This window comes from Marinomonas vulgaris (assembly GCF_018145875.1).
GTDB lineage: Bacteria > Pseudomonadota > Gammaproteobacteria > Pseudomonadales > Marinomonadaceae > Marinomonas > Marinomonas vulgaris.
In genome coordinates this window covers 102,933-128,618 of record NZ_JAGSSV010000004.1, presented here as the reverse complement: position 1 = coordinate 128,618, position 25,686 = coordinate 102,933, and the positions used below count along the sequence as shown (strand labels likewise).

Here is a 25,686-nt window from a genome sequence, read left to right as displayed (position 1 = left end):
TATTGATCGTTATAAACCTTAAAGGAGAATTCCATGCGCTACACAGAAGCCCTTTCGACGCACTCGTCACAAGCGGCAAACAAAACGCTCCGTAATACCTACGGGCTATTGTCGCTTACCTTGTTGTTCAGTGCCTTCACCGCTGGCATGAGCATGGCGTTAAACCTACCTCATCCGGGCCTTATTATCACTTTGGTCGGTTTTTATGGTCTATTGTTTTTGACTCATAAATTCCAAAACAGCGCCGCCGGTATTCTTTGTGTTTTCGCACTGACTGGCTTCATGGGTCTCACCCTTGGGCCCATTCTAAGTGCCTATATGAATATGGCGAATGGCGCCAGCATGATCATGAGCGCCTTAGGCATCACAGGTTTATCTTTCCTTGGTCTATCTGCTTACGCTTTAGTGTCTAAGAAAGACTTTAGCTTCTTAAACGGCTTCATCACCGTGGGTTTCTTTGTATTGTTGTTTGCGGTTATTGCCGGTATTTTCGTCAAAATGCCTGCTTTGCAAATTTTCATCTCAGCCGGTTTCGCGCTTTTCTCTGCCGCCGTTATCCTGCTTCAAACTAGCCAAATCGTGCGTGGTGGTGAAACAAACTACATTGTAGCAACGGTTAACCTGTATGTTTCTTTGTACAACATGTTCCTCAGTATTTTGTCATTGATCGGCATGTCTCGTGACTAATGACTAACGTCTCTTATGAAAGGCCGCTGACTGCGGCCTTTTTTATGTGTAAAATTCATTCCATTATTTTTGAAGGCCACACTTACCATGCAATACACCTTGCTAATCACAGGCTCGCCTTACCAAAGTAAGGCCTGCCACTCTGCTTTACGGTTTCTAAACGCTGCTATGAAAGCCTACCCAGACAGCATTAAAGGGGTATTTTTTTATCAAGACGCCGTACTGATTGGCAACACATTAGCACAACCACCCAGAGATGAGATTAACCTCACTCAAGCATGGCAAGCCGCTGCAGAGCAACACAAGGTGCCGCTGTATTTATGCATCGCCGCCGCCGTAAGACGAGGCATAGTGAACAAAACAGAAAGCCAGCGCTACGAGCTAGATCAACACTCTTTGGCGGATGGTTTTCAACTAGAGGGTCTTGGTACCTTGGTAGATTTAATGAACAGCACCCACAAAATCATTCAGTTTAGGTAGCACCATGAAGCATACGTTGATCCACCTAGACAGCAGCCCTTACTCCAGTTTGGCCGTGAAAGAAGGACTCGACCTTGCACTGGTACTCGCGACCTTTGAGCAACCTGTCGACCTTTGCCTATCCGGCGCTGCTTTGTCTCTGTTGTCGACCCAGCAACAACCCGACTCCATGCAAGGCAAAAATCTGCATAAGTTGCTCGATGGTCTGGAGTTTTATGACATCGACAACCTATTTGTGGAAAGCGACAAAATAGCCCCAAATGGCGAAAATGTCTGGCCTGGCGTCACACCACTCGACACCGAACAATGGCAGACTCTGTTTTCACAGTACCAACAGGTTTTCCGGTTTTAATTTTTCACTTTTAGTTTTAACATTTGGTTTACATTATGCGGCTTCATCAAATCAATCAGCTCGATTACCCAGCTTCGGTGGAAGCTAACTGGCAAAACAGCCTACAAGATGGCGATCATATTCTTTTTATCGAGGCGGGAATTTTACGTTTAGTCCATCAAGTCAATACTGTGAAAGCGCTTATTGATGGTAAAAACATCGAGGTCTATTACTTACAAAGTGATGCCGTTGCATATGGCCTTTCCCCTAACATTGGTACGGCATTGTCAGACGAAGACTGGGTCAACACGACCTTTAACGCCGAAGCAAACATAAGTTGGTAAATCTAATGACAAATCACAGCCTGGTTTTGGACGAAGAAGGGTATTTGCTCAACCTAAGCGATTGGACACCAGAACTGGCCAATCAACTGGCGGCTGAAGTAGACATCGAGATGACGGACGCCCATTGGGAAATCATTCACTTACTGCGTGACTTTTACCAAGAGTATGAAGTGTCTCCCGCCATGCGCCCACTCGTAAAAGCCGTGACAAAAAAGCTTGGCAAAGAAAAAGGTCGCAGTATTTATTTGATGACCTTATTTCCTGGCAGTCCACCTAAACTTGCAGCAAAAATCGCAGGCTTACCCAAACCTGCGAACTGTCTATAACGAATTAATACTTACCGTACCACTCTAATTTACTTTGTAAAGTTACCACTTCACCGATAATCAATAGTGAAGGCGATTTGACTTCATTTTTCGTTGCTACATCGTAAATGTCTTTCATGGTTGAGGTAAACACGCGCTGCTCTTTGGTCGTGCCTTTTTCGACGATAGCGACTGGCATAGAAGGCTCCATACCAAATCGAATCAAAGATTGGCTGATCTCTTTCAATCCGGTTAAACCCATGTAAATCACCAAGGTTTGCGCCGGATGTACCAGCTCTTCCCAAGGTAGATCCGTCGTACCATCTTTTAAGTGACCCGTTAGAAAACGCACGGACTGGGCATAATCACGGTGCGTTAAAGGAATCCCTGCATAAGCCGCACAACCGGCTGCCGCAGTCACACCTGGCACCACTTCGAAGGGCACATTTTCTTCAATAAGCTCTTCTAACTCCTCACCGCCACGACCAAAAATGAACGGATCGCCGCCTTTGAGCCGCACCACCATATGACCTTGCTTCGCTTTTTCTGCCAATAAACTGTTGATCTGGTCTTGCGGAAGGCTGTGCAAAGATTTCGCTTTGCCTACGTACAGCTTTTCTGCGTTTTCAGGAATCAGGTCGATGATTTCCTTACCAACCAAACGGTCATACAGCACCACGTCGGCCATGATGAGCAAACGATGTGCTTTCAACGTTAATAACTCTGGATCACCAGGACCCGCACCAATCAAATAGACCTTGCCCGTCATAATATTCTTTTCCACTCATCACAAAAAAAGCCTCTTCAGAGGCTTTTTTTGTTTTAATTATTCGTTTGATTTTTGTGCCACTTATGCTTTTTTAAGCACGGTTTTGCCACCCATGTAAGGCACCAAAACATCAGGAACACGAACACTACCGTCAGCGTTTTGGTAGTTTTCCAGTACGGCCACCAAGGTACGACCTACAGCCAAACCAGAGCCGTTCAAGGTATGCGCTAATTCTGGACGGCCTGTTTCTGGGTTGCGCCAGCGTGCTTGCATACGTCTTGCTTGGAAATCCCACATGTTTGAGCAAGAAGAGATCTCACGGTACTTGCCTTGGCCTGGCAACCAAACTTCAATGTCATAGGTTTTATGAGCAGAGAAGCCCAAATCACCACCACATAAAATCACCGTACGGTAAGGTAAGTCGAGCTTTTGCAGAATAGATTCCGCATGGCCGACTAACTCTTCCAACACGTCTTCTGAACGATCAGGACGACACACGTGAACCAATTCGACTTTTTCGAATTGGTGTTGACGAATCATACCGCGGGTATCACGACCATAGCTGCCCGCTTCACTGCGGAAACAAGGCGTGTGTGCGACAAACTTTTTGTGTAAATCGGCGTCATTTAGAATTTCATCACGTACCAAATTGGTCACTGGCACTTCGGCGGTTGGTATCAAATACAAGTCATTGTTGCCACTGTCTTTGTCCACAGGCACTTTAAACAAGTCGGCTTCAAATTTAGGCAGTTGGCCGGTTCCCTTCAGGGAATGTGCATTGACCAAATACGGCACATACACTTCAGAGTAGCCGTGCAAATCCACATGAGTATTGATCATAAACTGTGTCAGAGCGCGATGTAAACGCGCTAGATCAGAGTGCATCACCGCAAATCGTGAACCGGTGATTTTCACCGCCGCAGCAAAATCCAACATCTCCATGGCTTCGCCAAGATCCACATGATCTTTCGGTTCAAAATCAAAGGCTTTTGGCTCACCCCAACGACGAATTTCGACATTGTCGTCTTCGGTAACACCTTCAGGTACAGACACATGAGGTAGATTTGGAATACCTTCAAGCAGAGTTTCAAACTCTTGCTGAACTTGTGTTAATTGCGCTTTTGCGGTTTCTAAATCATCGCCTAGTGTCGCCGTTTGGGCTTTCAGCTCAGCCGCTTTGTCTTTATCGCCCGACTTCATCGCCTGACCGATTTCTTTGGATACCGAGTTTCGGGCCTGTTGCAACTGCTCCGTTTCCATTTGAATGGCTTTACGACGCTCTTCTAGGGAAGAAAAAGTCGCCACATCCAACGCATAGCCTTTCTTTTTAAGTTGAGCCGCGATGGCTTCCGGGTCAGCGCGCAATGCTTTAATGTCTAACATTTCTGCAACAGTATCCTTTAAACAATAGATAAAAATAAATTTGGGCGATGTACGACGTGAGTACTAAGCATTAGAAATGCTTTTCAAAAAAGTCGAGTCAGCGTCATGCCGGCCGCTAAGCCCGCGATCCCCAAAACACAGCTTAATAATAAATAGCTTAACGCACTTAGCCAAGCTTGCATGTTGATTAGCGCGACAATTTCCAAAGAAAAAGTCGAAAAGGTTGTGAAAGCGCCTAAAAAGCCAACAATTAACAAGGGACGATATGGTTCAAGAGACGGCAGGCGCTCACTAATCAGCACAAACACCATGCCCATAAGCAAACACCCTAAAACATTGACCACCAAGGTGGCAAAGGGAAAATAATGGGACCAATAGTGATTTATCCATTTGGTTAAACTATATCGACTAAGTGCACCGAATGCACCACCAAAGGCAATCATAAAATACATCATGGTTTTGGCTCTTGATGTGACTCAACAAGTGGCTCATCGAGTGAATAACGCTGTCGCGTACTGTGTGTGTCTAGCTCATTCAACCAAGCTAATTTGTCGCGAATTTTTTTTTCGAGTCCACGATCGCTGGGACAATAGTACTGGCTGGTCGCCAGCTCCTCTGGTAAATAAATTTCCCCAGCCGCATAAGCGTGGTCTTCATTATGAGCGTAGCGATAACCTTCGCCATGCCCCATGTTTTTGGCAAGCTTGGTGGGTGCATTGCGTAAATGATTGGGAACCTCGTAACTTGGCTGTGCAGCCACATCCGACATAGCTTGGTTAAACGCCTGATACACCGCGTTGCTCTTAGGTGCACACGCCATGTATACAGCCGCTTGGGCGATGGCACGATTGCCTTCTCCAGGCCCAACTCGCTCAAACACATCCCACGCATTCAAGCCAATTTGCAATGCTCTTGGGTCGGCATTGCCGATATCTTCCGATGCAATGGCCAATAAACGCCGCGCAATGTACAGGGGATCACAGCCGCCATCAAGCATGCGCGCCATCCAATACAAGGCGCCATCGGGCGAAGAGCCTCGTACCGATTTGTGAAAAGCAGAAATTTGATCGTAGAACACATCCCCTTTGCGATCAAAACGACGCAAGCTGCCGCCCAATACGTCTTCTAGCTGTTCCTGTGTTACCTTAGTTCCTGGCTCAACAAGATCCGACAATATTTCCAAAAAGTTCAAGCCGCGTCGAATATCTCCATCCGCAGCCTGCGCTAAAATGAATAAAAAGGCTTCATCGATGTCAAACGCCTGTTCCGCTAAACCATTTTGATCGGACTGCAAAGCACGGGTCAGCGCCAACATGATTTCTTCGTCCGTGGGGGTTTTAAGGCGATACACGCGAGCGCGTGACAACAAGGCAGAATTCAATTCAAAGGCTGGATTTTCGGTAGTTGCGCCGATAAATAGAAAAGTGCCGTCTTCTATGAAGGGCAAAAAAGCATCTTGTTGAGATTTATTAAATCGGTGAACTTCGTCGACAAAAAGCACCGTTTGAGTCCCGTTCATCATCCGCATTTGTTTGGCTCGATCAACCGCTGCACGTATGTCTTTTACACCAGACATTACCGCAGAAAGCTCAATAAATTGCGCCTCTAACGCATGGGATAAAAGCTGTGCAAAGGTGGTTTTGCCTACGCCTGGCGGCCCCCAAAGAATAAACGAATGACAATGGCCTGTTTCCACCATGCGTCTTAGTGGCTTTCCTGGGCCAACAAGATGCGACTGACCGATATAATCGTCCAGCGTTTCTGGTCGCATCTTTGCCGCCAATGGCTGATAAGCCGATGCGGGCGCCTCAGAAAACAGATCCTTCATTACTGACCTTCTACAAGAACATCGACGTTATCTGGCAGATCCAACACAAAATTTTCTTTCGCAACGCCATCGTGAGCTTCAACGTTCTTAAATTCAATCACCGTCGTTTGACCTAACGCATCAAGAATACTCATGGCAGAAATGGTTTGATTACGAAACGATAAGATCAAGTTTTGAAATAAATCGTCTTCACCTTTTGGTTCCATACGAAATTTCTGCTCACCCAACACGGTGATGGTATAGTGAGGTAACACTTCAGCAGCGGGTCGACCCAACAATGCCGCTGGGGAATTTCCTACCGCGCCTGATAACGGCTTTTTCACCGCTTGCTCTAAATCCACATCCCAAATAGTGATGAACTGCCCATCAGAAATAATACGCTGCGCAAAAGGCGTCACGCTGTCCCAAACAAATTGATTCGGTTTCGCCAATAAAAACACGCCTTCACTGGCCTGCAACTGCTTACCCTTCTCATTATATGTGACTTGTCGGAATTCTCCTTCGATATCTCGGTTGCTTTCTAACAAGTTCTCAACGGTTTTGCTAATATCTTCCGCCTGAGCCGTTGCGGCGTGACAAATCGCAGCGACACACATAACCATCAGAGCAATTACTTTTTTCATTAGGGGGTTTCTCCAAAAATCGACAATACAACTCAAACATCTTCCACACAGTGCCGAACATTCACGGCACGTCGGCAACGCTACTCTGGTATTAAAATATCACGCTGACCATTCGTTCCCATTGGGCCAACCAGCCCGGCTGCTTCCATAGCTTCGACTAAATTCGCCGCTCTGTTATAGCCTATTTTCAAGCGTCGTTGAATAGAGGAAATTGACGCTTTACGGGTTTCAATGACAATTTTTACCGCATCATCGTACAGAGCGTCTTTGTCTTCACTGTTGTCATCAGACATCAAGTCTTCCGGGTTGACCACCACATCGTTAATATAATTTGGCTCCCCACGTAACTTCCATTCTTCTACCACACCATGGACTTCTTCGTCAGACACAAAGGCACCGTGTACCCGAATCGGCGTTGGCAACCCTGCTGGAAGGTAAAGCATGTCCCCCATTCCCAGTAGCTGATCAGCACCACCTTGGTCCAAAATGGTACGAGAGTCGATTTTCGATGACACCTGAAACGCCATACGCGTTGGAATGTTGGCTTTGATAAGACCGGTAATAACGTCCACCGAAGGACGCTGGGTGGCCAAAATCAAATGAATACCCGCGGCGCGGGCTTTTTGGGCGATACGAGCGATCAACTCTTCGACTTTTTTACCGACTATCATCATCATGTCGGCAAATTCATCTACTACAATGACAATGTAAGGCAAAGGTTCTAAATGTGGCACCGTACGCGCCACGCCGTCTTCTGAGAACATGGCCATTTCAGGCTGCCATAAGGGGTCTTGTATTGGCTCGCCTGCGTCTATCGCATCGCGCACTTTTTTGTTGTAACCGGCAATGTTTCTCACGCCAAGCTTGGACATTAACTTGTAGCGGCGCTCCATCTCGTCCACCGACCAACGCAAGCCATTGGCGGCGTCTTTCATGTCGGTAATCACTGGGGTTAACAAGTGTGGAATGCCCTCATAAATCGACAATTCCAACATTTTAGGGTCAACCATGATCATACGCACTTCGTCTGGGGTCGATTTGAGCAACATGCTCAAAATCATCGCGTTCACACCGACCGATTTACCCGAGCCAGTCGTACCCGCCACTAACACGTGAGGCATTTTTGCCAAATCGACCACCACCGGCTCACCAGAAATGTCGTGACCAAGAGACAAGGTAAGCGGCGATGAAGATCGATCATAGGCCTCACAATTAATCACTTCTGAAAAATAAACCGTGTCGCGTACTTGGTTAGGAATTTCGATGCCTATGGTGGATTTACCCGCAATGACTTCGACTACGCGCACGCTCATCACACTCAAAGAGCGAGCCAAATCCTTGGCCAAATTGGTAATACGCGAGACCTTCACCCCAGGCGCGGGTTGGATCTCAAAGCGAGTAATCACTGGGCCAGGGTTCACTTCGACCACATCGGCCTTGACCCCAAAATCCATAAGTCGTTGCTCTAAAAGCTCAGACAGAGACAACAATTCGTCTTCTGAATAGCCGCCCTGTTTCGGTTTAGGCTTAGTAAGAACAGAGCGATCCGGTAACGAATAGGTTTCTGCGGTTTTTTTTGTGTTCTCTTCATGGGAGTGCGCACCACCGAGAGAATCCAATTGTTTGGCTTCAGACAGCGTTCGAAATGCTGGCTTAGATGCTGGCGGAATTTGTTCAAATTCGCTATGTGAAGGCGCGGCTTCTGTTGGTTTTGCGTTATCTTCTTGGTCAAAAAGCCGTGCATTCGCACTATTAGGGGTTAACTCTTGAGAATTATGGTTTGGCGGAGTGACGGCTTTTTCTTGTGCTCGCTCTTCTTTGGGCGCTTTTTTGACCTCTTTACCTGACCAAGGCTCATCGATATAAAGCGTGTCGCCAAAATCCACCTCATCATCGTCGATGCTCAACGCATCTAAACCGCCAAAGCTCGGCTCTTCATGAACAGAGGCTTTAGCCTCAAAAGGCGCATCATCACTAAAAGTATCTTCTGTTTTGCTGTCTTTCTTTTTCGAAAATAAAGACGATAAACCAAAGCGCGCTTTCTTAGGCGTTTCCTCTATGTCTGGCTCGCTCTGAACTTCAGCTAAAAAGTTAGGATCGCTGGTTGTGTTGGTGGTTTTGATCGTTGCTTTGCGCCTTTTGCGGACGATTGCCGGCTCTTCTGCTTCATCGTCAAACACATCCAACGTATCAGATTGGTTTTCTTTGCCTGCATCGGTTCGTACTTGTTGCTTCGCAGCTTGACGCGCCGACCATTTTTGCTTGATTTGGCTGCTGTAAAGATAGACTCGCTCACCTAAACCATCCATGAGGTTCAGCCAATTAAGCTGAGATAATAAAGTAAAGGCTAGGATGACTAAGGCCAGACTCACTAAGGTAGCACCATCGTAGCCGATGGATGAATACAATAATCGTCCTAACCCACTGCCTAAAATACCACCGGTACCATATTGTAAATTGGCTTCTCCGACTGTGTGTAAAAAGCATAATACCGAACCAAAAGAGAGATACAAGATACTGCCAATGGTACAAAGTAAGGCGTTGTTCAGTGGCAATAGAGCATGTGGGTTACGCCATAGAATGATTGCAACCCAACAAAATAAGGGAGGTAAAGAGTAAAATAAAGAACCGAAGAAACTGGAGGTTAAATCTGTGATGGTGGCGCCAATGGGCCCCATAGAATTTTGAATCGCGGCGCCAGTTCCTGAATAAAACCAACCAGCATCATTGGCATTATAGGTGTAAGTTGCTAACGCAAAAAAAACAAAAAACAACATGGCCGCAATAAAGGCCGCCTGTTTGGCAAATAATTCCCAAATTGGTGATCGTACCGACTCACTCACTTTTTCTGACAAAACGTCTCTTCCCATTTCATACTAATCAAGACAAAACTCGCTTCATAAAGAGAAGCACTAAGTTTGCCAAGCTTACCATAAAAAAAGCCAACCCAAAGGGTTGGCTTTCGCAATTACTTAGTAAGATTTACAGTCATAAACAATGGGTTATGACATTATCTTAACGTGACTGCCTTAGAAAGAAACAGTCGCGCCAATTACAGTGTAGTCAGAATCTTTAGCTTCTTTTGCAACGTAAGTTGCGTAGTAAGTTACGTCACCTACTGCATAGTAAACAGTTGCTTCAGTAATACCTGCATCAGATTTATCTTCTACCAGGTTGTTTCCATTTGCATCTGTTACAACATCGTCATTAGCATCTGTCTGATATTGCTCACCGCCCTCAGTATAGTACTGAAGTGCTACAGACAATTGCTCAGACAACGGAAGGTCAATACCAACGCCTGTGTTCAATACATCTCTGTCAGCATCAGAACCTACTTGAACGAAAGTAGACATGGTTGCCATGCCTAAAGGAGCACTAACACCAAGAGTTAGGATTTTACCTTCTTTCTTGTCGTCACTAGAAAGGTTGAATCCACCAGATACACCAAGTGTCAAACCAGCCATTTCCGTTTCGTAAGCAAAAGCAAGACTACCGTCGTTTTCGCCTTCAACAATCTCTGCAGAAACTGATAACGCGTCATTTACAGCGTAACGTACACCTAGATCGTTACCTAATGTGTATTTAGCGTCATCGATATCTTCCCAAACACCAGCGCTGTAAGCAGCTGAATCAATCAGAGAACCATCAAAATCACCAAATTGAACAGCGCCTTGAGTTATGTAAGCTTCATCAAGATCGAATCCACCGTCCGAACCATTTTCCATATCAAGGTCAAAGTAAACAACACCAGTATCCATGATGATATTTACTTCACCATCAGAAGAAGCTGAATCTTTTTCTCCTGCTTCTTCATTTGAAGTGTAGTAAAGACCAGCAGAACCAGAAAAAACAGGCTCAGCAGCTAGAGTCGTAGTAGAAACAGCAGCCGCAACAGCTGATACCGCAAACACAGAAGCAAGTTTAATCGCTTTCATTCAAGATTCCCCTTTATATTATATTGTGTGGTCTTGTAGACCGTATTACTGATTTTTTAACTTTAAAAAAAGCTTTAGTAACCAAGAAACGTTGCTAAATCAACGACTCATGTATCTTAAAACCGATCAGTTTCACTTTTGTGACAATTACCAAAAAAGCAAATTATCTTGTAGTTCCTAACACGATGCTCACTTATGCTTTGAGCTACCGTTTAAGACTGCATCGATTAAAACCAAGTTTTCCATAACCGGTCAAGTACTCCCTGCACTTTTTTTCTTTTTTTTTCCATTTTGCCCTCTTCCTTGATCGAAAAACACCCAATAGAGAACAAGATGGACACCGTGCTTATTATTTCTATGCACATTCCAATGAATTAAGCATAACATTGTGTCAGCAAGTCGCAAGGTGAATATTTTTTCTTCCTTAGTTTTAATATCGGTTGAGGGTTGGGTTTCTTTACTTTTTTTTGATTTTTTCTTTTCTGCGATCGTTTTCTTTTTTAAACCGCTTATAATTTGCCTATTATCTTGTCACTTACATGCTTCACCATTCAGGATTCTCTTTCCTAATATGTCCAATACTTCACACGATGAGCAACACGAACTGGTGTTACTGACAGAGTCGCCCTATGACACACCTGATCCTCACAAAGCACTGGAAGACCCTGAAGGCTTGTCTGCCGTAGGGGGGGACCTTTCTACCGACCGACTTTTACATCTTTACAGTAAAGGTTTTTTCCCTTGGTTTAGCGACCCAGACCCTATTTTGTGGTGGCACCCTGGTGAACGCTGCACTCTGGTGCCCTCTGATTTTCATGCCTCAAAATCGCTCAAAAAAGCGTTAAGAAATGGAAACTGGTCTTTTTCCGTAAACCAAGACTTTGAGACAGTTATTGACCACTGCGCGGCGCTACGAGCCGATAAGGAAGGCACTTGGATTTCAAACGACATCAAACAGGCCTACACTCAGCTTCATCGTCTCGGATACGCTCATTCCATTGAAATATGGCAAAATACTGCCTTGGTGGGAGGGTTTTACGGCGTCGCCATGGGCAATCTCTTTTTTGGCGAGTCGATGTTTTCTTTGCAGCCCAACGCCTCCAAAGTGGCATTGAAAGTGTTTTGCGATCTTGCTCAAACGTGCCAAATACAGCTTATCGACTGTCAGGTGGAATCTGATCACCTGCTGTCTCTTGGTGCAAAGAATCTGTCACGAGCGCAATTCTGTGATGCTTTAGATCGCTTAATCCCCGAACCAACTAAAAACTACATGCTCATCGAGATAGGTGAAAAACAGCAAAAGCAGCCTATCTAATAGAAAAATAGCCCGTGTAAATGCGCAAGTGTATTTGCCTTACGGCGCTTTTTTAGGCAAAATACGCTCGATCAAAATTCAGACGTCGCTAAATACACCGTAATGATGTAGACATTTAGCGCTCATTCGACCAAGAGGAACACTTTTCTTCTTCGTCTGTAGACCTTCGAATATGACATGGTCGGCGTCTACTAAACTATAGAAAGTTAACACCATAGGACACATATTGTGGCAAAAGAAGAAGGCTTAGAAATGGAGGGCACTATCATTGATACGTTGCCTAATACCATGTTCCGTGTCGAGCTAGAAAACGGACACGTTGTAATTGCACATATCTCTGGAAAAATGCGTAAAAACTACATTCGTATTTTGACTGGCGACAAGGTAAAAGTTGAATTAACACCTTACGATCTTTCAAAAGGCCGTATCGTTTACCGCGCTCGCTAATTTGCTTTATTGCCTAGCAATAGTGTAAGCAGAAGACATAAAAAAACCGGATTCAATCCGGTTTTTTTATGTCTTAAACAATCAGCCCGTTAGCAGACTAATCAATGAACAACCGCTTCTTTGATGACATCAAACAGTAACTCATCGCTCTTCTCATCTAGCGCCACTTTCACATGACCACCTTCGCTTAAATCACCAAACAAGATAAGATCCGCTAAAGGCTTCTTCAGATGCTCTTGGATCACACGAGCCATAGGTCGTGCGCCCATTTGACGATCGTATCCCTTGTTCGCCAACCAACCACGAGCCGTGTCAGACACTTCTAACAACACACCTTTAGGGTCCAACTGCGCTTGAAGTTCAACCAAGAACTTATCAACCACATTAAAGATAATGCGTTCGTCAAGTTGCTGGAATTGAATCACCGCATCTAAGCGGTTTCTGAACTCTGGGGTGAAAGTACGATTGATCACTTCCATACCATCCGTTGAGTTATCCTGACTAGAGAAACCAATCGAGCGGCGGGCCAGTTCTTCTGCGCCAGCATTCGATGTCATCACCAAGATCACATTACGGAAATCCGCTTTGCGCCCATTGTTGTCTGTCAAGGTACCGTGATCCATTACCTGCAAAAGCAAATTAAAGACTTCTGGATGCGCTTTTTCTATTTCGTCCAACAAGACCACACTGTGAGGATTCTTAGTGACCGCTTCTGTTAATAAGCCGCCTTGGTCAAACCCCACGTAACCTGGTGGCGCACCGATAAGACGAGAAACCGCATGACGCTCCATGTATTCCGACATATCGAAACGAATAAGCTCCAAACCAAGCTGCTTTGCCAATTGCTTGGTGACTTCGGTTTTGCCCACCCCAGTAGGCCCAGCCATTAAGAAAGAACCAATCGGCTTCTGTTCGGCTTTTAAACCTGCTCGTGACAATTTAATCGCCGCAGACAAGGCATCAATGGCGTTATCTTGACCGAACACCACCATTTTTAAGTTGCGCTCAAGATTAGACAACACTTGTTTGTCGTCGGAGTTCACCGCTCGTACTGGCACACGAGCAATCTTAGAGACGATGTCTTCAATGTCCGCTACGGTGATGACCCCTTTACGGGAATCTGCTGGCTGAAGACGCTGAAAGGCCCCTGCTTCATCGACAACGTCAATGGCTTTGTCTGGCATATGACGATCTGGTACATAGCGTTGCGCCAATTCCGCTGCCGCAAGCAAGGCTGGCTCTTCGTATTTTACCTGATGGTGATCTTCAAAGGCGCCAATGATGCCTTTGAGGATTTGGTAGGTGTCGTCGACGCTCGGCTCATTCACATCAACTTTTTGGAAACGACGCGCCAAAGCATGGTCTTTCTCAAACACACCACGAAACTCTTGAAACGTCGTTGAACCGATGCAGCGCAAACCGCCAGAGCTTAATACTGGTTTAAGCAGATTAGATGCGTCCATCACACCGCCCGATGATGCACCTGCACCTATAATGGTGTGAATCTCATCGATAAACAAAATCGCATTCGGTAGTTTTTTCAACTCACCCAACAATTGTTTGAGGCGTTTTTCAAAATCGCCACGGTATTTTGTTCCAGCAAGCAAGGCACCCAAATCTAAGGAATACACCACGCCATCGGCGATCACATCTGGCACTTGTCCGTCTACGATGCGTTTGGCCAAACCTTCCGCAATAGCGGTTTTACCGACGCCAGACTCACCCACTAACAATGGATTGTTTTTACGACGACGAGACAAGGTTTGAATGACTCGCTCTACTTCGTATTCACGACCAATAAGTTTATCGATCTTACCGGCTTTGGCTTCTTCATTAAGGTTGGTGGCGAATTTTTGCAAAGGAGCGGTTGTAGTTTCATCCGTTTCCTCTTCGCCTTCCATGTCCTGTGAAGCCCCATCACCTGATTTAGAAATACCATGGGCGACGAAATTCACCACGTCGATACGAGCAACGCCGTGGCGTTTAAGCAGGTAAACGGTTTGACTTTCTTGTTCACTAAAAATAGCCACCAGCACATTGGCGCCCGTCACTTCACGCTTACCAGAAGATTGCACATGAAACACGGCACGTTGCAGAACCCGCTGAAAACCCAGCGTCGGCTGAACTTCTCGTTCGTCGTCATCGTCTGGAATTAATGGCGTAGTGCTGTCGATGAATTCTTCAAGCTCTTTGCCCAAAGTGTCTAGATTCACGCCGCACGCTTTTAACACACTAGAAGCGGCGTGGTTATCGATGAGAGCCAGTAATAAATGCTCTACTGTCATGAATTCATGGCGCTTGTCACGCGCCGCTTTAAACGCTGTGTTTAGGGTTTGCTCTAGTTCTTTATCTAACATTGCTATTCCCTCGCTCTGAATCAGTCGACCTTTTGTAGGTCACACATTAAGGGGTGCTCATTTTGCTTCACGAACTCTTGTACCATGGCTACTTTTGTTTCAGCAATATCAAAAGAATAAACGCCACAAACGCCTTTCCCTTTCATATGTACTTCTAACATTACCTGATTAGCCTTCTCTGCATCCATAGAAAAAAACCGTTGTAACACAAATACGACAAAATCCATTGGCGTATAGTCGTCATTAAAAATCACTACTTGATACATAGATGGCGGTGTTAACTCTATCTCTTGTGGTGCAATCGCAATGTTTGAATGGCCGAATTGGTCATCGTCTTCAGATACGAATTTAATTAGTTGATCTGTAATCATCCCATGCCTCTGAGGCTACTTTTTGTCCATAACAAGCTCAAACTGAGCTGTTACTACTTATGTACGTGGTTTTCTAGCTTAAAGATTACCATTTGAATTTTACAAATACGAAAAGGGCTTCTACGCTCTTTTATAGAGGCGTTCAAATGTGTAATCAATGTGCTTAGATGAAATTCTAACACCGATTTGCTCAAAACAGTTTGCACCTATTTTGTAAGCTGCACCATGAAAACGACGTTTACTGTGCCGAATGAATAAGGAGTCACTCATGCATCAAGGTTCTGTGAAATGGTTTAATAATGCTAAAGGTTATGGTTTTATCGTGTCTGAAGAGTTCAGTGAAGATTTGTTCATCCATTATTCGGCCATTAATATAGAAGGCTATAAAACCTTAAAAGCGGGTCAAGTCGTGACATTTGATGTGGAACCAGGCGACAGAGGCTTGCATGCTATAGGGATTAATCCTACTGATTCTTAGTTGCACTGACTAATAACGCCAACCAAAAGAACAATGCGCTGCACTGATAAAAAGGCGCATCGCCAACTTCGAGCGAATTTGCTATCTTATTTCCTCTGTGAGAAGTAAGACGTTGCTTGTCGACTTATTTCCCAAACAGCTTATTTTTACCCATTTTTATTCGACCCTTTGTAGAGTGCATGTCTTCTCCATTAATTTTATTTAACAAACCCTTTCGCGTACTCAGCCAATTTTCGGCCGAAGGTGACAAAGAGACGCTGGCATCATACATAGAGGCGCCGAATTTTTACCCTGCAGGTCGTCTCGATTACGATTCAGAAGGCTTGCTGTTGCTCACCAACCAAGGCGCTTTTCAGCACATCATCGCATCGCCCGATTTTAAGCTGCCTAAAACCTACTGGGTGCAAGTGGAAGGCGAACTGTCTGATGAGGCTCTGACACAACTTCGTCAGGGCGTCGAGCTAAAAGATGGCTTAACCAAACCCGCCATAGCAGAACGCATGGCCTCTCCTCCCGTTTGGGACAGAGTGCCGCCCGTACGTTTTCGTGAAAGCATTCCCACCAGCTGGCTATCGTTGCAAATTCGCGAAGGCAAAAATCGTCAGGTGCGCCGTATGACGGCCGCCGTCGGCTTTCCTACGTTAAGACTGATTCGTTACGCCATTGGCCCCTACACCATCGACGACACTGCCGTGGGCGAATGGCAGCACATTGCCCCCACCGACCAACTCATCAACGAGGTTAATCACTTTGAGCAACAAAGAAAGAGGAAGACTGCCTCATCTGACCGTCGCCGCACTGATCAAAAAAGACGGAGCGACACCCCAAGAAACACGGTATCTCATGGTCAAGGAGTGGCAGGACGGCAAACTCGTGCTCAACCAGCCCGCCGGACACATCGAAAATAACGAAAGTGCTATAGAAGCCGTAATACGCGAAACCAGAGAAGAATCTGGTTGGCTCGTCAAACCCGTCGGTTTACTAGGACTTTATGCCTTTACGCCATTTGAAGGTGCAGACACTTACCATCGTTTGTGTTTTGTATGCGAGCCGCTTAATGAAACCAACGAGCCACTGGATGACGATATAGTATCTAGCCATTGGCTTACCTACGCTGAAATAATGGCCCTACCCCATCGCAGCCCATTAATTAAAACCTGCATTGAAGATTCGCAAAACAACCCCATTATTGCCTTAGATTTTTTGTCGGACCGTTATTTATCTCCCATGCCGACATCGTAAAAATACAGTACAATGCGCCATCCAATTTACCGAGGTTCGTCCTCTTCGCTTAATGAGAAATAATCGGTCATGAATGAAAACCAATACCTAACGAATCAACCAGCCAATCACGATAAAAAAGTCATTGTGGGCATGTCTGGTGGTGTCGACTCCTCTGTCTCAGCGCTTATTTTGATGAAACAGGGCTACCAGGTGGAAGGTCTTTTCATGAAAAACTGGGACGAAGACGACGGCACGGAATACTGCACCGCTAAAGAAGACCTAGCCGATGCACAAGCGGTGTCTGACAAGCTTGGCATTAAGTTGCACACGGCGAACTTTGCCGCTGAATACTGGGACAATGTATTCGAGCATTTTCTGGAAGAATACAAAGCGGGACGCACCCCTAACCCAGATATTTTGTGCAACAAAGAAATCAAGTTCAAAGCCTTTTTAGAGTACGCCATGGCATTAAATGCCGATTTTATTGCGACAGGTCACTATGTGCGTCGTGGTAAAAACGAACAGGGCGAGCCCTTGTTACTCAAAGGCCTAGACGGCAACAAAGATCAAAGCTACTTTTTATACGCCGTCGGCAAAGACGAAATCGCCAAAACCCTATTTCCAGTAGGCGAATTAGAAAAGCCAGAAGTAAGACGCCTAGCCGAAGAATACGAGCTGATCACTCACAACAAAAAAGACAGCACCGGCATTTGCTTTATCGGCGAACGTCGCTTTAAAGACTTTTTAGAGCAGTACTTGCCAGCTCAACCTGGCGACATCGAAACCCTCGAAGGGGATAAAATCGCCCGTCACCACGGTTTGATGTACCACACCATAGGTCAGCGCCAAGGCTTAGGCATCGGCGGTTTGGCCAATTATTCCGACGACCCTTGGTATGTGGTGGAAAAAGATCTCGATCGCAATGTCTTGATCGTCACCCAAGGCGGCCAGCATGAATCCTTGTTCAAAACTCACCTGATTGCCGATGGTTTTGACTGGGTCGCTCGCGAGAAACCTTCCCTACCACTGACCTGCAAAGCAAAGTGTCGTTATCGCCAGCCAGACCAAGAATGTACCATAGAAGAACTAGCAGACGGACGCATCGAAGTGTCTTTTGTCGAGCCACAGCGCGCTGTGACACCAGGTCAATCGGTGGTTTTCTACCTCGACGACATCTGTCTTGGTGGCGGCATCATTAATGTGGCGTTTAATAAATAATCAACCACCTTACCCAAAGAGAACGAGACATGAGTAGCCGAGAAAAAGAGCAAACCATCGCCCTATCCGCCGTGTTTCAGGCGGCTGAATTGGTCGCCGTGTTGGCCAAAACGGGACAAGTAGACAATGCCAGTTTAGAACCCATGCTGAACAGTCTACTGATGGTTAATGCTTCTTCTACCGAAGACATTTACGGCGGCCAATGGGATTGTCAAAGCAACCTAGCCCTAGGTCGCAATATTGCTCGTGATGCGTTGGGCAAAGAGCGCAGCCGCGTCAATCCAGACACCTTGCGTTATGCTCTAAGTTTGATTCACCTAGAAAACAAACTGTCAAAAGAGCCTGATATGCTGTCCACCATAGGGCAGAGAATCGCTCAAATTGAACAGAAAAAAGCCCACTACGACAGTGTTTTACACGAAAATATGGTGGCGTCTGTGTCTGGAATGTATCAAGACACCTTGAGCAAGTTATCTTTTCGTATTCAGGTTCGTGGCGATAGTCGTCATTTACAGCAACCGCAAATCGCCAATCAAGTTCGCGCGATTTTTATGGCTGGCATTCGCGCTGCTATGCTGTGGCGTCAATTGGGCGGCAAGCGTTGGCATTTGATTTTTAAGCGCAAAGCCTTATTGGCTGCGCTCGATGCTCGTCGCTAAACCAGTGTTTGTAAATAATTACTTTCACAACAAAGAGTTAATATCAGAACAAAGAAAATACTAGCGAATAATTCAAATCAATTTTGAGTATATCTGAGAGCCGATATCTCTATCTTGCTTTTTTAGGTAGTATATCGAGCAAATTTTTGGCCTGATCATGGCGACGTGAACAGGTCATGTACAGCAGCGAAAGGCGACTAAAAGTCATCTTCGATTCAATGGGCCAACAGCCTGAAATGTTAGGGGAAATACATGTCAAAACAAACCATCTACTATACATTGACCGATGAAGCACCAGCATTAGCAACCGCATCCTTGCTTCCTATCTTTAGCGCTTTCGCAAAAGAAGCCGACATCTCTCTTGAGTTGACCGATATTTCTTTAGCAAGCCGTATCCTTGCTGCTTTTTCCGATCGCCTACCTGCTGACAAACAAGCAGAAGACGGCCTAAAATTCTTGGGTGATTTAACCGCTAACCCTGAAGCGAATATCGTGAAATTGCCAAACATCAGTGCTTCTTTGCCACAACTTTACGCGGCGATTAAAGAACTGAACGCACAAGGCTATGATCTCCCTAACTACCCAGAAAACCCACAATCAGACGAAGACAAAGACATTCAGGCTCGCTACTCAAAAGTGCTTGGCTCTGCAGTAAACCCAGTTTTGCGTCAAGGTAACTCAGACCGTCGTGCGCCAGCGGCAGTAAAAGGCTTCGCTCGTAAAAACCCACACTCTATGGGTAAATGGAGCAAAACGTCTATTTCTCATGCCGATTATATGCGTGATGGCGATTTCTACTCTTCTGAGCAGTCTGTCACCATGCCTTCTGCTCAAACCATTAACATTGAATTCGTTGCCAAAGACGGCTCTGTTGATGTGAAAAAATCTTTGCCTGTTCTTGAAGGCGAAATCATCGACAGCATGAAAATCAGCTGCACTAAGTTGCGCGCTTTCTTTGAAAAATCCCTAGAAGAAGCCAAAGCAGACAACATCATGTGGTCTGTTCACTTAAAAGCCACTATGATGAAGGTGTCTCACCCTATCGTCTTTGGCCACGCCGTTACCGTTTTCTTTAAAGATGTGTTCGAAAAATACGGTGATTTGTTCAAAGAAATCGGCGTAAACCCAAACAACGGTTTAGGCAGCGTTTACGATAAAATTCAAAGCTTGCCTGAAGCGCAGCAAGAAGAAATCAAACAAGCCATCGAAGCCTGTTACGCTACTCGCCCAGAATTGGCGATGGTTGATTCTGATAAAGGCATTACTAACCTACACGTACCAAGCGATGTCATCGTTGATGCGTCCATGCCAGCAATGATCCGTAACTCTGGTAAAATGTGGGGCCGTGATGGCAAAGCACACGATGCGAAAGCGGTTATTCCAGACAGCACTTACGCACGCATTTACCAAGAAACCATCAATTTTTGTAAAACCAATGGTGCTTTTGATCCCGTTACCATGGGCACGGTGCCAAACGTTGGTTTAATGGCACAAAAAGCAGAAGAATACGGATCTCATGACAAAACATTCGAGTTGAAAGAAGACGGTGTGATGCGCGTTGTTGACGCTGCAGGCAACGTACTAATGCAACACGATGTTGAGAAAGGCGACATCTGGCGTGCTTGCCAAACTAAAGACGCACCAATTCGCGACTGGGTGAAACTGGGCGTAACTCGTGCTCGTCAATCAGACACTCCAGCGGTTTTCTGGCTAGAAGAAGAACGTGCACACGATAATGAGCTTCGCAAGAAAGTCGAACTTTACCTACAAGAGCATGACACAAATGGCCTAGACATTCGCATCATGAATTACAACGATGCTATTCGCTTCTCTATGGAACGCATTATTCGTGGTAAAGATACTATTTCGGTAACCGGTAACATCCTACGTGATTACCTAACAGATTTGTTCCCAATCCTAGAATTGGGTACCTCTGCCAAAATGTTGTCTATCGTGCCTATGCTTGAAGGCGGCGGCATGTATGAAACAGGTGCAGGCGGTTCAGCACCTAAGCACGTTCAGCAGCTTATGGAAGAGAACCACCTACGTTGGGATTCTCTTGGTGAGTTCTTGGCGGTAGCTGTGTCTTTTGAAGAGTTGGGCATCAAGCACAACAACGAAAAAGCGAAAATCTTGGCCGCTTGCCTAGATAAAGCAACAGGCAAACTATTGGACACTAACAAATCACCTTCTCGTAAAGCCGGTGAATTGGACAACCGTGGTAGCCATTTCTACCTAGCTATGTACTGGGCTCAAGAGCTAGCAGCACAAACTGACAACGCTGAACTTGCAGCGAAGTTTGCGCCATTAGCAAAAGAGTTGGCTGAGAAAGAAGCGGCGATTGTTGCTGAATTAGCCGCGGTTCAAGGCAAACCTGCCGGTCTAAGTGGCTACTACCACATCGATCTTGCAGAAGTAGCTAAGATCATGCGTCCAAGTAACACCTTCAATACAGCACTAGCGTCACTGTAATACCTAAGTAACGCCGGTAACACCAAGCCCAGACTCCGTCTTTCAGACAGAATCTGGGCTTTTTTTATCTCAATACCTTTCCCTCTTCCCTGTATTACCTTGCCTCTTTTGCCTATAATAGCCGCTCCCTGAAAACCATGTTCGAGGCGTTATCTCAATGGAATTAACTAGCTTAAATGCAATTTCCCCTATCGACGGTCGTTACGGATCGAAAACCAATGTACTGCGTCGCTCAGTGAGCGAATACGGTTTGCTACGTATGCGAGTCATAGTCGAAGTTCGCTGGCTGCAGGCTCTTGCCAACCACCCACAAATCACCGAAGTACCTGCGCTAAGCAGTGATGCCAGTGCCCTACTGGATCAGCTAGCCGATAACTTCAGCGAAGCCGATGCACAAGCCATTAAAGACATTGAGAAAACCACCAACCACGATGTCAAAGCCGTTGAATACTTCATCAAAAACAGCATGGCAGATAACGCTGAATTGGCTGCGATCTCTGAATTTGTGCATTTTGCCTGTACTTCAGAAGACATCAACAACTTGTCCCACGCGCTTATGTTACGTGAAGCTTTAGCGGAAGGCATTTCCCCAGAGTTAAACAAAGTGATTACGGCCATTCAAGACCTTGCGATTGAACACGCTGAACAACCTATGTTGTCTCGTACCCATGGTCAAACAGCGTCCCCTTCAACAGTTGGTAAAGAAATGGCCAACGTGGCGGCGCGCCTTAGCCGTCAGCTTAAGCAAATTGAACAAGTGGAATTTTTGGGTAAAATCAACGGTGCAGTGGGCAACTACAACGCTCACCTTTCAGCGTACCCAGATGTGGATTGGCAAGCTCACGCGGAAGCCTTTGTTACTTCTTTGGGTTTGACTTGGAACCCTTACACCACGCAAATCGAGCCACACGATTACATCGCAGAATTGTATGATGCCATTTGCCGCTTCAACACCATCTTGATCGATTTCGACCGCGATGTGTGGGGCTACATCTCCATGGGCTTCTTCAAGCAAAAAACCATTGCTGGCGAAATCGGCTCTTCTACTATGCCGCACAAAGTAAACCCAATCGACTTTGAAAACTCAGAAGGTAACTTGGGCATTGCTAACGCCATTATGGGGCATTTGAGTGCTAAACTGCCTATTTCTCGCTGGCAGCGTGACTTAACCGATTCTACGGTATTGCGTAATCTTGGTGTTGGCTTAGCGCACAGCTTAATTGCTTACCAAGCGACATTAAAAGGCATCAGCAAACTAGAAATCAACGCGCCTCGCCTAGATGCTGATCTTGATAACGCATGGGAAGTCTTGGCTGAACCTATCCAAACCGTGATGCGCCGCTACGGAATTGAATCGCCTTACGAAAAGCTAAAAGAGCTAACTCGTGGTCGTACTATTGACCAAGCGACCATCGAAGCTTTCGTTGATACGCTCGACATGCCAGAGCAAGCCAAAGCAGAATTAAAAAAGCTGACACCTGGCACTTACATCGGTAATGCCGTTGCTCAAGCCAAAGCCATTCGTAATTAATTTAACCCTTTACGAAACGGTTACCGCAGAAAAAGAGCCGATTTATCGGCTCTTTTTTGTCGGCTTTACCCTAATGCACTAACCCTTTTATTTCTTCTTTTAATGAGCATCCCATGACAGACCTAACGACGCCGCTTACTATTCTTGGTGGCATGACAGCGCAAACCTTTCTTGATGAATATTGGCAGAAAAAGCCCCTATTGATTCGAGGCGGCTTGGTGGATTTTACTTTGCCGTTGGAAGCCGACGAATTGGCTGGCATGGCGATGGAAGAAGAAATTGAGTCCCGCATTGTAATCGAGCATGGCAAAACGCCATGGGAAACCAAACAAGGGCCCTTTACTGAGAAAACTTTTGCTAACTTGCCTGAAAAAGAATGGACACTACTGATCCAAGCCGTCGATCATTGGGTGCCAGAAGTACAAGCCTTAAAAGAGCAATTTGAATTTTTACCGAGCTGGCGCTTAGACGATGTGATGGTCAGTTACGCCACCGAAGGCGGGAGCGTTGGCCCCCATTACGATCAATATGATGTATTTTTAGTGCAAGTCAGCGGTCGTCGTCGTTGGCAAGTATTGGCACCAAACGAATACCAAGATTCTGCCATTGAAAACATCTCGCTGCATATTTTAGATAACTTTCCCGTGAATACTGACATGGATTGGGAATTAGAAACCGGTGACATTCTTTATTTACCGCCGAATTTTGCCCACAATGGCCGCGCTTTAGACGACGATTGCATGACCTACTCCATCGGCTTTCGCGCTCCAAGCATGCAAGATGTGCTCACCGGCATTCGTGACAAACTATGCGAAATTGACAACGCCAAAGACCGCTTTGCCGCACCAGAAACACCCGCTCGTCAACACAGCGCGCACATCAGTAAAGACGATATCGGCTATCTTCAGACTCAATTGGCTCGCCTGATCAATCAGCCCGATCAGTTGGCGCAATGGCTCGGTGAAACCATGAGCGAAAGCAAATACCCTGAATTCTTAACGCCACTTAACCAAGACGACGTAAACGAATGCTTCGCCAATGCAATCCAAGGTCACACCTTTGTACGACCCGGCGACGCGCGAATTTGCTATTACACACAAGAACAAAACCTTGAACACCCTAACGCTGAACAAGGCGAAATAAGGGTGTTTTGTAACGGTGAGCACCTGCTCGTCAATGCTGCATTAACCGGTTTTGTCGAAGCGGTTTGCCATCAAGTAGAATTTGATTTCTCTGCATTAGACCTTTCACAAGACGCCGAACTTGAACCCTTATTACGCTTTTTCATTCGTCAACAAGGGCTGATCGAGCTGATCGCACCAGAAGAATAAACAAACACAAGGGCTAGGATATGAAAATACTCACGTCGGACTGGAACAGTAGCAAAGAGCAAATCCGCTTTGTGCGAAAGCAGGTGTTTATCCTAGAACAAGGTATTGATCCAGAAGATGAATGGGATGACATCGACCAAGAAGCCGTACACTTTGTGTCTTTTGGCACCACAGCAGTGCCCACAGGCACCTGCCGATTAGATGAACAAGGGCAGATCAGTCGCTTAGCGGTGCTGTCTTCGTATCGTCATCAAGGCTACGGCGAAATGTTGCTTAATCGAGCGATAAAGGTGGCGCGGGAGATGGGCATTCGCCGGGTATTTTTGCATGCACAGGTTGACGTACAGCCTTTTTACGATAAACAGAACTTTACCACCGACGGCAAGGTTTTTTTAGAAGCCGGTAAAATGCACCTGAGGATGGAACGAGATATTTAAGTCGACGCTTGGTCTTCAATAAAGGCGCAAACATAAAAAGCGAGCCATCCAAACAGGGTCGACTCGCTTTTTATTGTGCTGCTTAAACAGGCTGTTCAATATAACGCCGTGTTTATTGCTCAGCGGCTTTTATTACACAACGGCAATAAGCTCAACATCAAACTGCAATACAGAGAAAGGCTGAATCATAGCGCCTGCACCTTGTGCACCGTAAGCCAATTCTGCTGGGATAGTTAGACGGTATTTCGCGCCTTCTTTCATCAACTGTAGACCTTCAGTCCAGCCTGCAATTACGCCAGTTAGAGGGAATTCAATTGGCTCGCCACGAGCGATAGAGCTGTCGAATACTTGACCGTCGATCAAACGACCTTCGTAATGAACACGTACTGTGTCTTCACGTTTTGGTGTCGCGCCAGTACCCTCTTCAAGTACTTCAAATTGCAAGCCACTTTCCGTTACTTGAATACCATCTTTTGCTTTGTTTTCAGCAAGGAAAGCTTCGCCTGCTTTAACGGTTTCTTCAGAACCGGCACGCGCTTTTTCTTCCATTTTCGCTTGAAGCTCAGCAAAAGCCGCTTCCAACTCTTCACCGGGAACACGCATTTCTACGCCGTTTAGGGCGTCTTCGATCGCAGCAAAAAGGTGCGTTAAAGACAATTCACCTAGATCGCTACCGCGAAGTTGATCACCAATTTGACGACCAATACCGTAAGCGATTTTTGATTCATTCGAATCGAACGACAGTTCTGACATGTTTACACTCTCTTATTCATTAACGAAAAAATTGAGCGTTAAGTGTAACATAGGCGCCCTTAGATGTGCTTTTTGTCCTCCGTAAAAATAATTGAATAAAAATCAATCGCTCTCATAGATTTATCAAATGATATTCATTATCATTTGATAAATAGGCATCATTACGAGGGCATCACAATGAAAACCAAAACTTTTATACCTGCTAACCCAAACAAAGCCGATCACAAGAAAATCGACTACTGGGGTGTTTTGTTCGTCAGTTTTATCTTTGTCTCTTCGATGAGCTGCTTTTTATTTGCCAACAATATCGATCACCCAGATGAAAACACTCTATCGGACAGTTCAACTGTTATCGATGCTCCATTGTTCAGTTCGAACCAATATAACGACGAAGAAACAATCTAATCG

General features: G+C 45.7%; 27 protein-coding genes. 17 read left to right on the top strand and 10 right to left on the bottom strand.

Annotation, left to right across the window (positions count from 1 at the left end; all coding sequences use genetic code 11):
- Positions 1-33 precede the first annotated feature (33 nt).
- From J9B83_RS05255 to J9B83_RS05235, 5 genes are all read left to right on the top strand, one after another.
- Positions 34-687 (top strand): Bax inhibitor-1/YccA family protein, encoded by a 654-nt coding sequence (locus J9B83_RS05255; protein ID WP_211535692.1) that lies wholly within the window; start codon positions 34-36, stop codon positions 685-687.
- An 87-nt stretch (positions 688-774) separates the two neighbouring features.
- Positions 775-1,167 (top strand): sulfurtransferase complex subunit TusD, encoded by a 393-nt coding sequence (gene tusD / locus J9B83_RS05250; protein WP_211535691.1) that lies wholly within the window; start codon positions 775-777, stop codon positions 1,165-1,167.
- A gap of 4 nt (positions 1,168-1,171) precedes the next feature.
- Positions 1,172-1,519: a DsrE family protein gene (locus J9B83_RS05245; RefSeq protein WP_211535690.1), complete on the top strand. Its 348-nt coding sequence runs from the start codon at positions 1,172-1,174 to the stop codon at positions 1,517-1,519.
- A 35-nt stretch (positions 1,520-1,554) separates the two neighbouring features.
- Complete coding sequence (locus J9B83_RS05240) at positions 1,555-1,842, top strand: DsrH/TusB family sulfur metabolism protein (protein ID WP_211535689.1); 288 nt, start codon at positions 1,555-1,557, stop codon at positions 1,840-1,842.
- Positions 1,843-1,847: 5 nt separating this feature from the next.
- Entirely contained in the window at positions 1,848-2,168 is a 321-nt protein-coding gene (locus J9B83_RS05235) for a TusE/DsrC/DsvC family sulfur relay protein (protein WP_211535688.1), read from the top strand.
- Between the two features lie 4 nt (positions 2,169-2,172).
- Here the strand turns inward: J9B83_RS05235 and cobA are convergent, their stop codons facing one another.
- The 7 genes from cobA to J9B83_RS05200 form a co-directional block, all read right to left on the bottom strand.
- On the bottom strand, positions 2,173-2,916 hold the full coding sequence (cobA, locus tag J9B83_RS05230) for a uroporphyrinogen-III C-methyltransferase (RefSeq protein WP_211535687.1): 744 nt from the start codon (positions 2,914-2,916) through the stop codon (positions 2,173-2,175).
- A gap of 81 nt (positions 2,917-2,997) precedes the next feature.
- A complete protein-coding gene (serS, locus tag J9B83_RS05225; protein ID WP_211535686.1) occupies positions 2,998-4,299 on the bottom strand; it encodes a serine--tRNA ligase in 1,302 nt (433 codons plus the stop codon).
- Between the two features lie 83 nt (positions 4,300-4,382).
- Complete coding sequence (crcB, locus tag J9B83_RS05220; protein WP_211535685.1) at positions 4,383-4,754, bottom strand: fluoride efflux transporter CrcB; 372 nt, start codon at positions 4,752-4,754, stop codon at positions 4,383-4,385.
- Complete coding sequence (locus J9B83_RS05215) at positions 4,751-6,127, bottom strand: replication-associated recombination protein A (RefSeq protein WP_211535684.1); 1,377 nt, start codon at positions 6,125-6,127, stop codon at positions 4,751-4,753. Before J9B83_RS05215 ends, crcB begins: the two co-directional genes overlap by 4 nt.
- A complete protein-coding gene (gene lolA, locus J9B83_RS05210; protein ID WP_211535683.1) occupies positions 6,127-6,750 on the bottom strand; it encodes an outer membrane lipoprotein chaperone LolA in 624 nt (207 codons plus the stop codon). Before lolA ends, J9B83_RS05215 begins: the two co-directional genes overlap by 1 nt.
- Before the next feature lie 80 nt (positions 6,751-6,830).
- On the bottom strand, positions 6,831-9,605 hold the full coding sequence (locus J9B83_RS05205) for a DNA translocase FtsK (protein ID WP_211535682.1): 2,775 nt from the start codon (positions 9,603-9,605) through the stop codon (positions 6,831-6,833).
- A gap of 174 nt (positions 9,606-9,779) precedes the next feature.
- On the bottom strand, positions 9,780-10,685 hold the full coding sequence (locus J9B83_RS05200) for a hypothetical protein (RefSeq protein ID WP_211535681.1): 906 nt from the start codon (positions 10,683-10,685) through the stop codon (positions 9,780-9,782).
- Between the two features lie 571 nt (positions 10,686-11,256).
- Here J9B83_RS05200 and aat point away from each other — a divergent pair.
- Both aat and infA read left to right on the top strand, forming a co-directional pair.
- Positions 11,257-12,000, top strand: coding sequence for a leucyl/phenylalanyl-tRNA--protein transferase (gene aat / locus J9B83_RS05195; protein WP_211535680.1), 744 nt, complete (start codon positions 11,257-11,259; stop codon positions 11,998-12,000).
- A gap of 228 nt (positions 12,001-12,228) precedes the next feature.
- The gene (infA, locus tag J9B83_RS05190; RefSeq protein ID WP_012070936.1) at positions 12,229-12,447 is read left to right on the top strand and encodes a translation initiation factor IF-1; all 219 of its coding nucleotides are present in this window, start codon (positions 12,229-12,231) and stop codon (positions 12,445-12,447) included.
- 101 nt (positions 12,448-12,548) lie between these two features.
- Here the strand turns inward: infA and clpA are convergent, their stop codons facing one another.
- Together clpA and clpS are read right to left on the bottom strand one after the other, a co-directional pair.
- Positions 12,549-14,804 carry an ATP-dependent Clp protease ATP-binding subunit ClpA gene (gene clpA / locus J9B83_RS05185; RefSeq protein WP_211535679.1) on the bottom strand — a complete coding sequence of 752 codons (2,256 nt, stop codon included), beginning with the start codon at positions 14,802-14,804 and terminating at the stop codon, positions 12,549-12,551.
- A 20-nt stretch (positions 14,805-14,824) separates the two neighbouring features.
- Complete coding sequence (gene clpS / locus J9B83_RS05180; protein WP_211535678.1) at positions 14,825-15,175, bottom strand: ATP-dependent Clp protease adapter ClpS; 351 nt, start codon at positions 15,173-15,175, stop codon at positions 14,825-14,827.
- A 268-nt stretch (positions 15,176-15,443) separates the two neighbouring features.
- Here clpS and J9B83_RS05175 point away from each other — a divergent pair, with 268 nt between their 5' ends.
- From J9B83_RS05175 to J9B83_RS05135, 9 genes are all read left to right on the top strand, one after another.
- Positions 15,444-15,653, top strand: a complete 210-nt coding sequence (locus J9B83_RS05175) for a cold shock domain-containing protein (RefSeq protein WP_211535677.1) — start codon at positions 15,444-15,446, stop codon at positions 15,651-15,653.
- A 179-nt stretch (positions 15,654-15,832) separates the two neighbouring features.
- The gene (locus J9B83_RS05170) at positions 15,833-16,561 is read left to right on the top strand and encodes a pseudouridine synthase (protein WP_211535676.1); all 729 of its coding nucleotides are present in this window, start codon (positions 15,833-15,835) and stop codon (positions 16,559-16,561) included.
- Positions 16,527-16,895: an NUDIX domain-containing protein gene (locus J9B83_RS05165; RefSeq protein WP_328797696.1), complete on the top strand. Its 369-nt coding sequence runs from the start codon at positions 16,527-16,529 to the stop codon at positions 16,893-16,895. The genes J9B83_RS05170 and J9B83_RS05165 overlap by 35 nt, the downstream gene beginning before the upstream one ends.
- A 69-nt stretch (positions 16,896-16,964) precedes the next feature.
- Positions 16,965-18,095 (top strand): tRNA 2-thiouridine(34) synthase MnmA, encoded by a 1,131-nt coding sequence (gene mnmA / locus J9B83_RS05160; RefSeq protein WP_211535674.1) that lies wholly within the window; start codon positions 16,965-16,967, stop codon positions 18,093-18,095.
- A gap of 29 nt (positions 18,096-18,124) precedes the next feature.
- Positions 18,125-18,754, top strand: a complete 630-nt coding sequence (hflD, locus tag J9B83_RS05155) for a high frequency lysogenization protein HflD (RefSeq protein ID WP_211535673.1) — start codon at positions 18,125-18,127, stop codon at positions 18,752-18,754.
- Between the two features lie 252 nt (positions 18,755-19,006).
- The gene (locus J9B83_RS05150; protein ID WP_211535672.1) at positions 19,007-21,226 is read left to right on the top strand and encodes an NADP-dependent isocitrate dehydrogenase; all 2,220 of its coding nucleotides are present in this window, start codon (positions 19,007-19,009) and stop codon (positions 21,224-21,226) included.
- A gap of 157 nt (positions 21,227-21,383) precedes the next feature.
- Positions 21,384-22,757 (top strand): adenylosuccinate lyase, encoded by a 1,374-nt coding sequence (purB, locus tag J9B83_RS05145; RefSeq protein WP_211535671.1) that lies wholly within the window; start codon positions 21,384-21,386, stop codon positions 22,755-22,757.
- A 113-nt stretch (positions 22,758-22,870) separates the two neighbouring features.
- A complete protein-coding gene (locus J9B83_RS05140; protein ID WP_211535670.1) occupies positions 22,871-24,088 on the top strand; it encodes a cupin domain-containing protein in 1,218 nt (405 codons plus the stop codon).
- A gap of 20 nt (positions 24,089-24,108) precedes the next feature.
- A complete protein-coding gene (locus J9B83_RS05135) occupies positions 24,109-24,525 on the top strand; it encodes a GNAT family N-acetyltransferase (RefSeq protein WP_211535669.1) in 417 nt (138 codons plus the stop codon).
- A 132-nt stretch (positions 24,526-24,657) separates the two neighbouring features.
- Here J9B83_RS05135 and J9B83_RS05130 read toward each other — a convergent pair whose 3' ends face one another.
- Positions 24,658-25,278 (bottom strand): FKBP-type peptidyl-prolyl cis-trans isomerase, encoded by a 621-nt coding sequence (locus J9B83_RS05130; RefSeq protein ID WP_211535668.1) that lies wholly within the window; start codon positions 25,276-25,278, stop codon positions 24,658-24,660.
- A 177-nt stretch (positions 25,279-25,455) separates the two neighbouring features.
- Here J9B83_RS05130 and J9B83_RS05125 point away from each other — a divergent pair, with 177 nt between their 5' ends.
- Positions 25,456-25,683 (top strand): hypothetical protein, encoded by a 228-nt coding sequence (locus J9B83_RS05125; RefSeq protein ID WP_211535667.1) that lies wholly within the window; start codon positions 25,456-25,458, stop codon positions 25,681-25,683.
- The last annotated feature ends 3 nt before the right edge of the window (positions 25,684-25,686 follow it).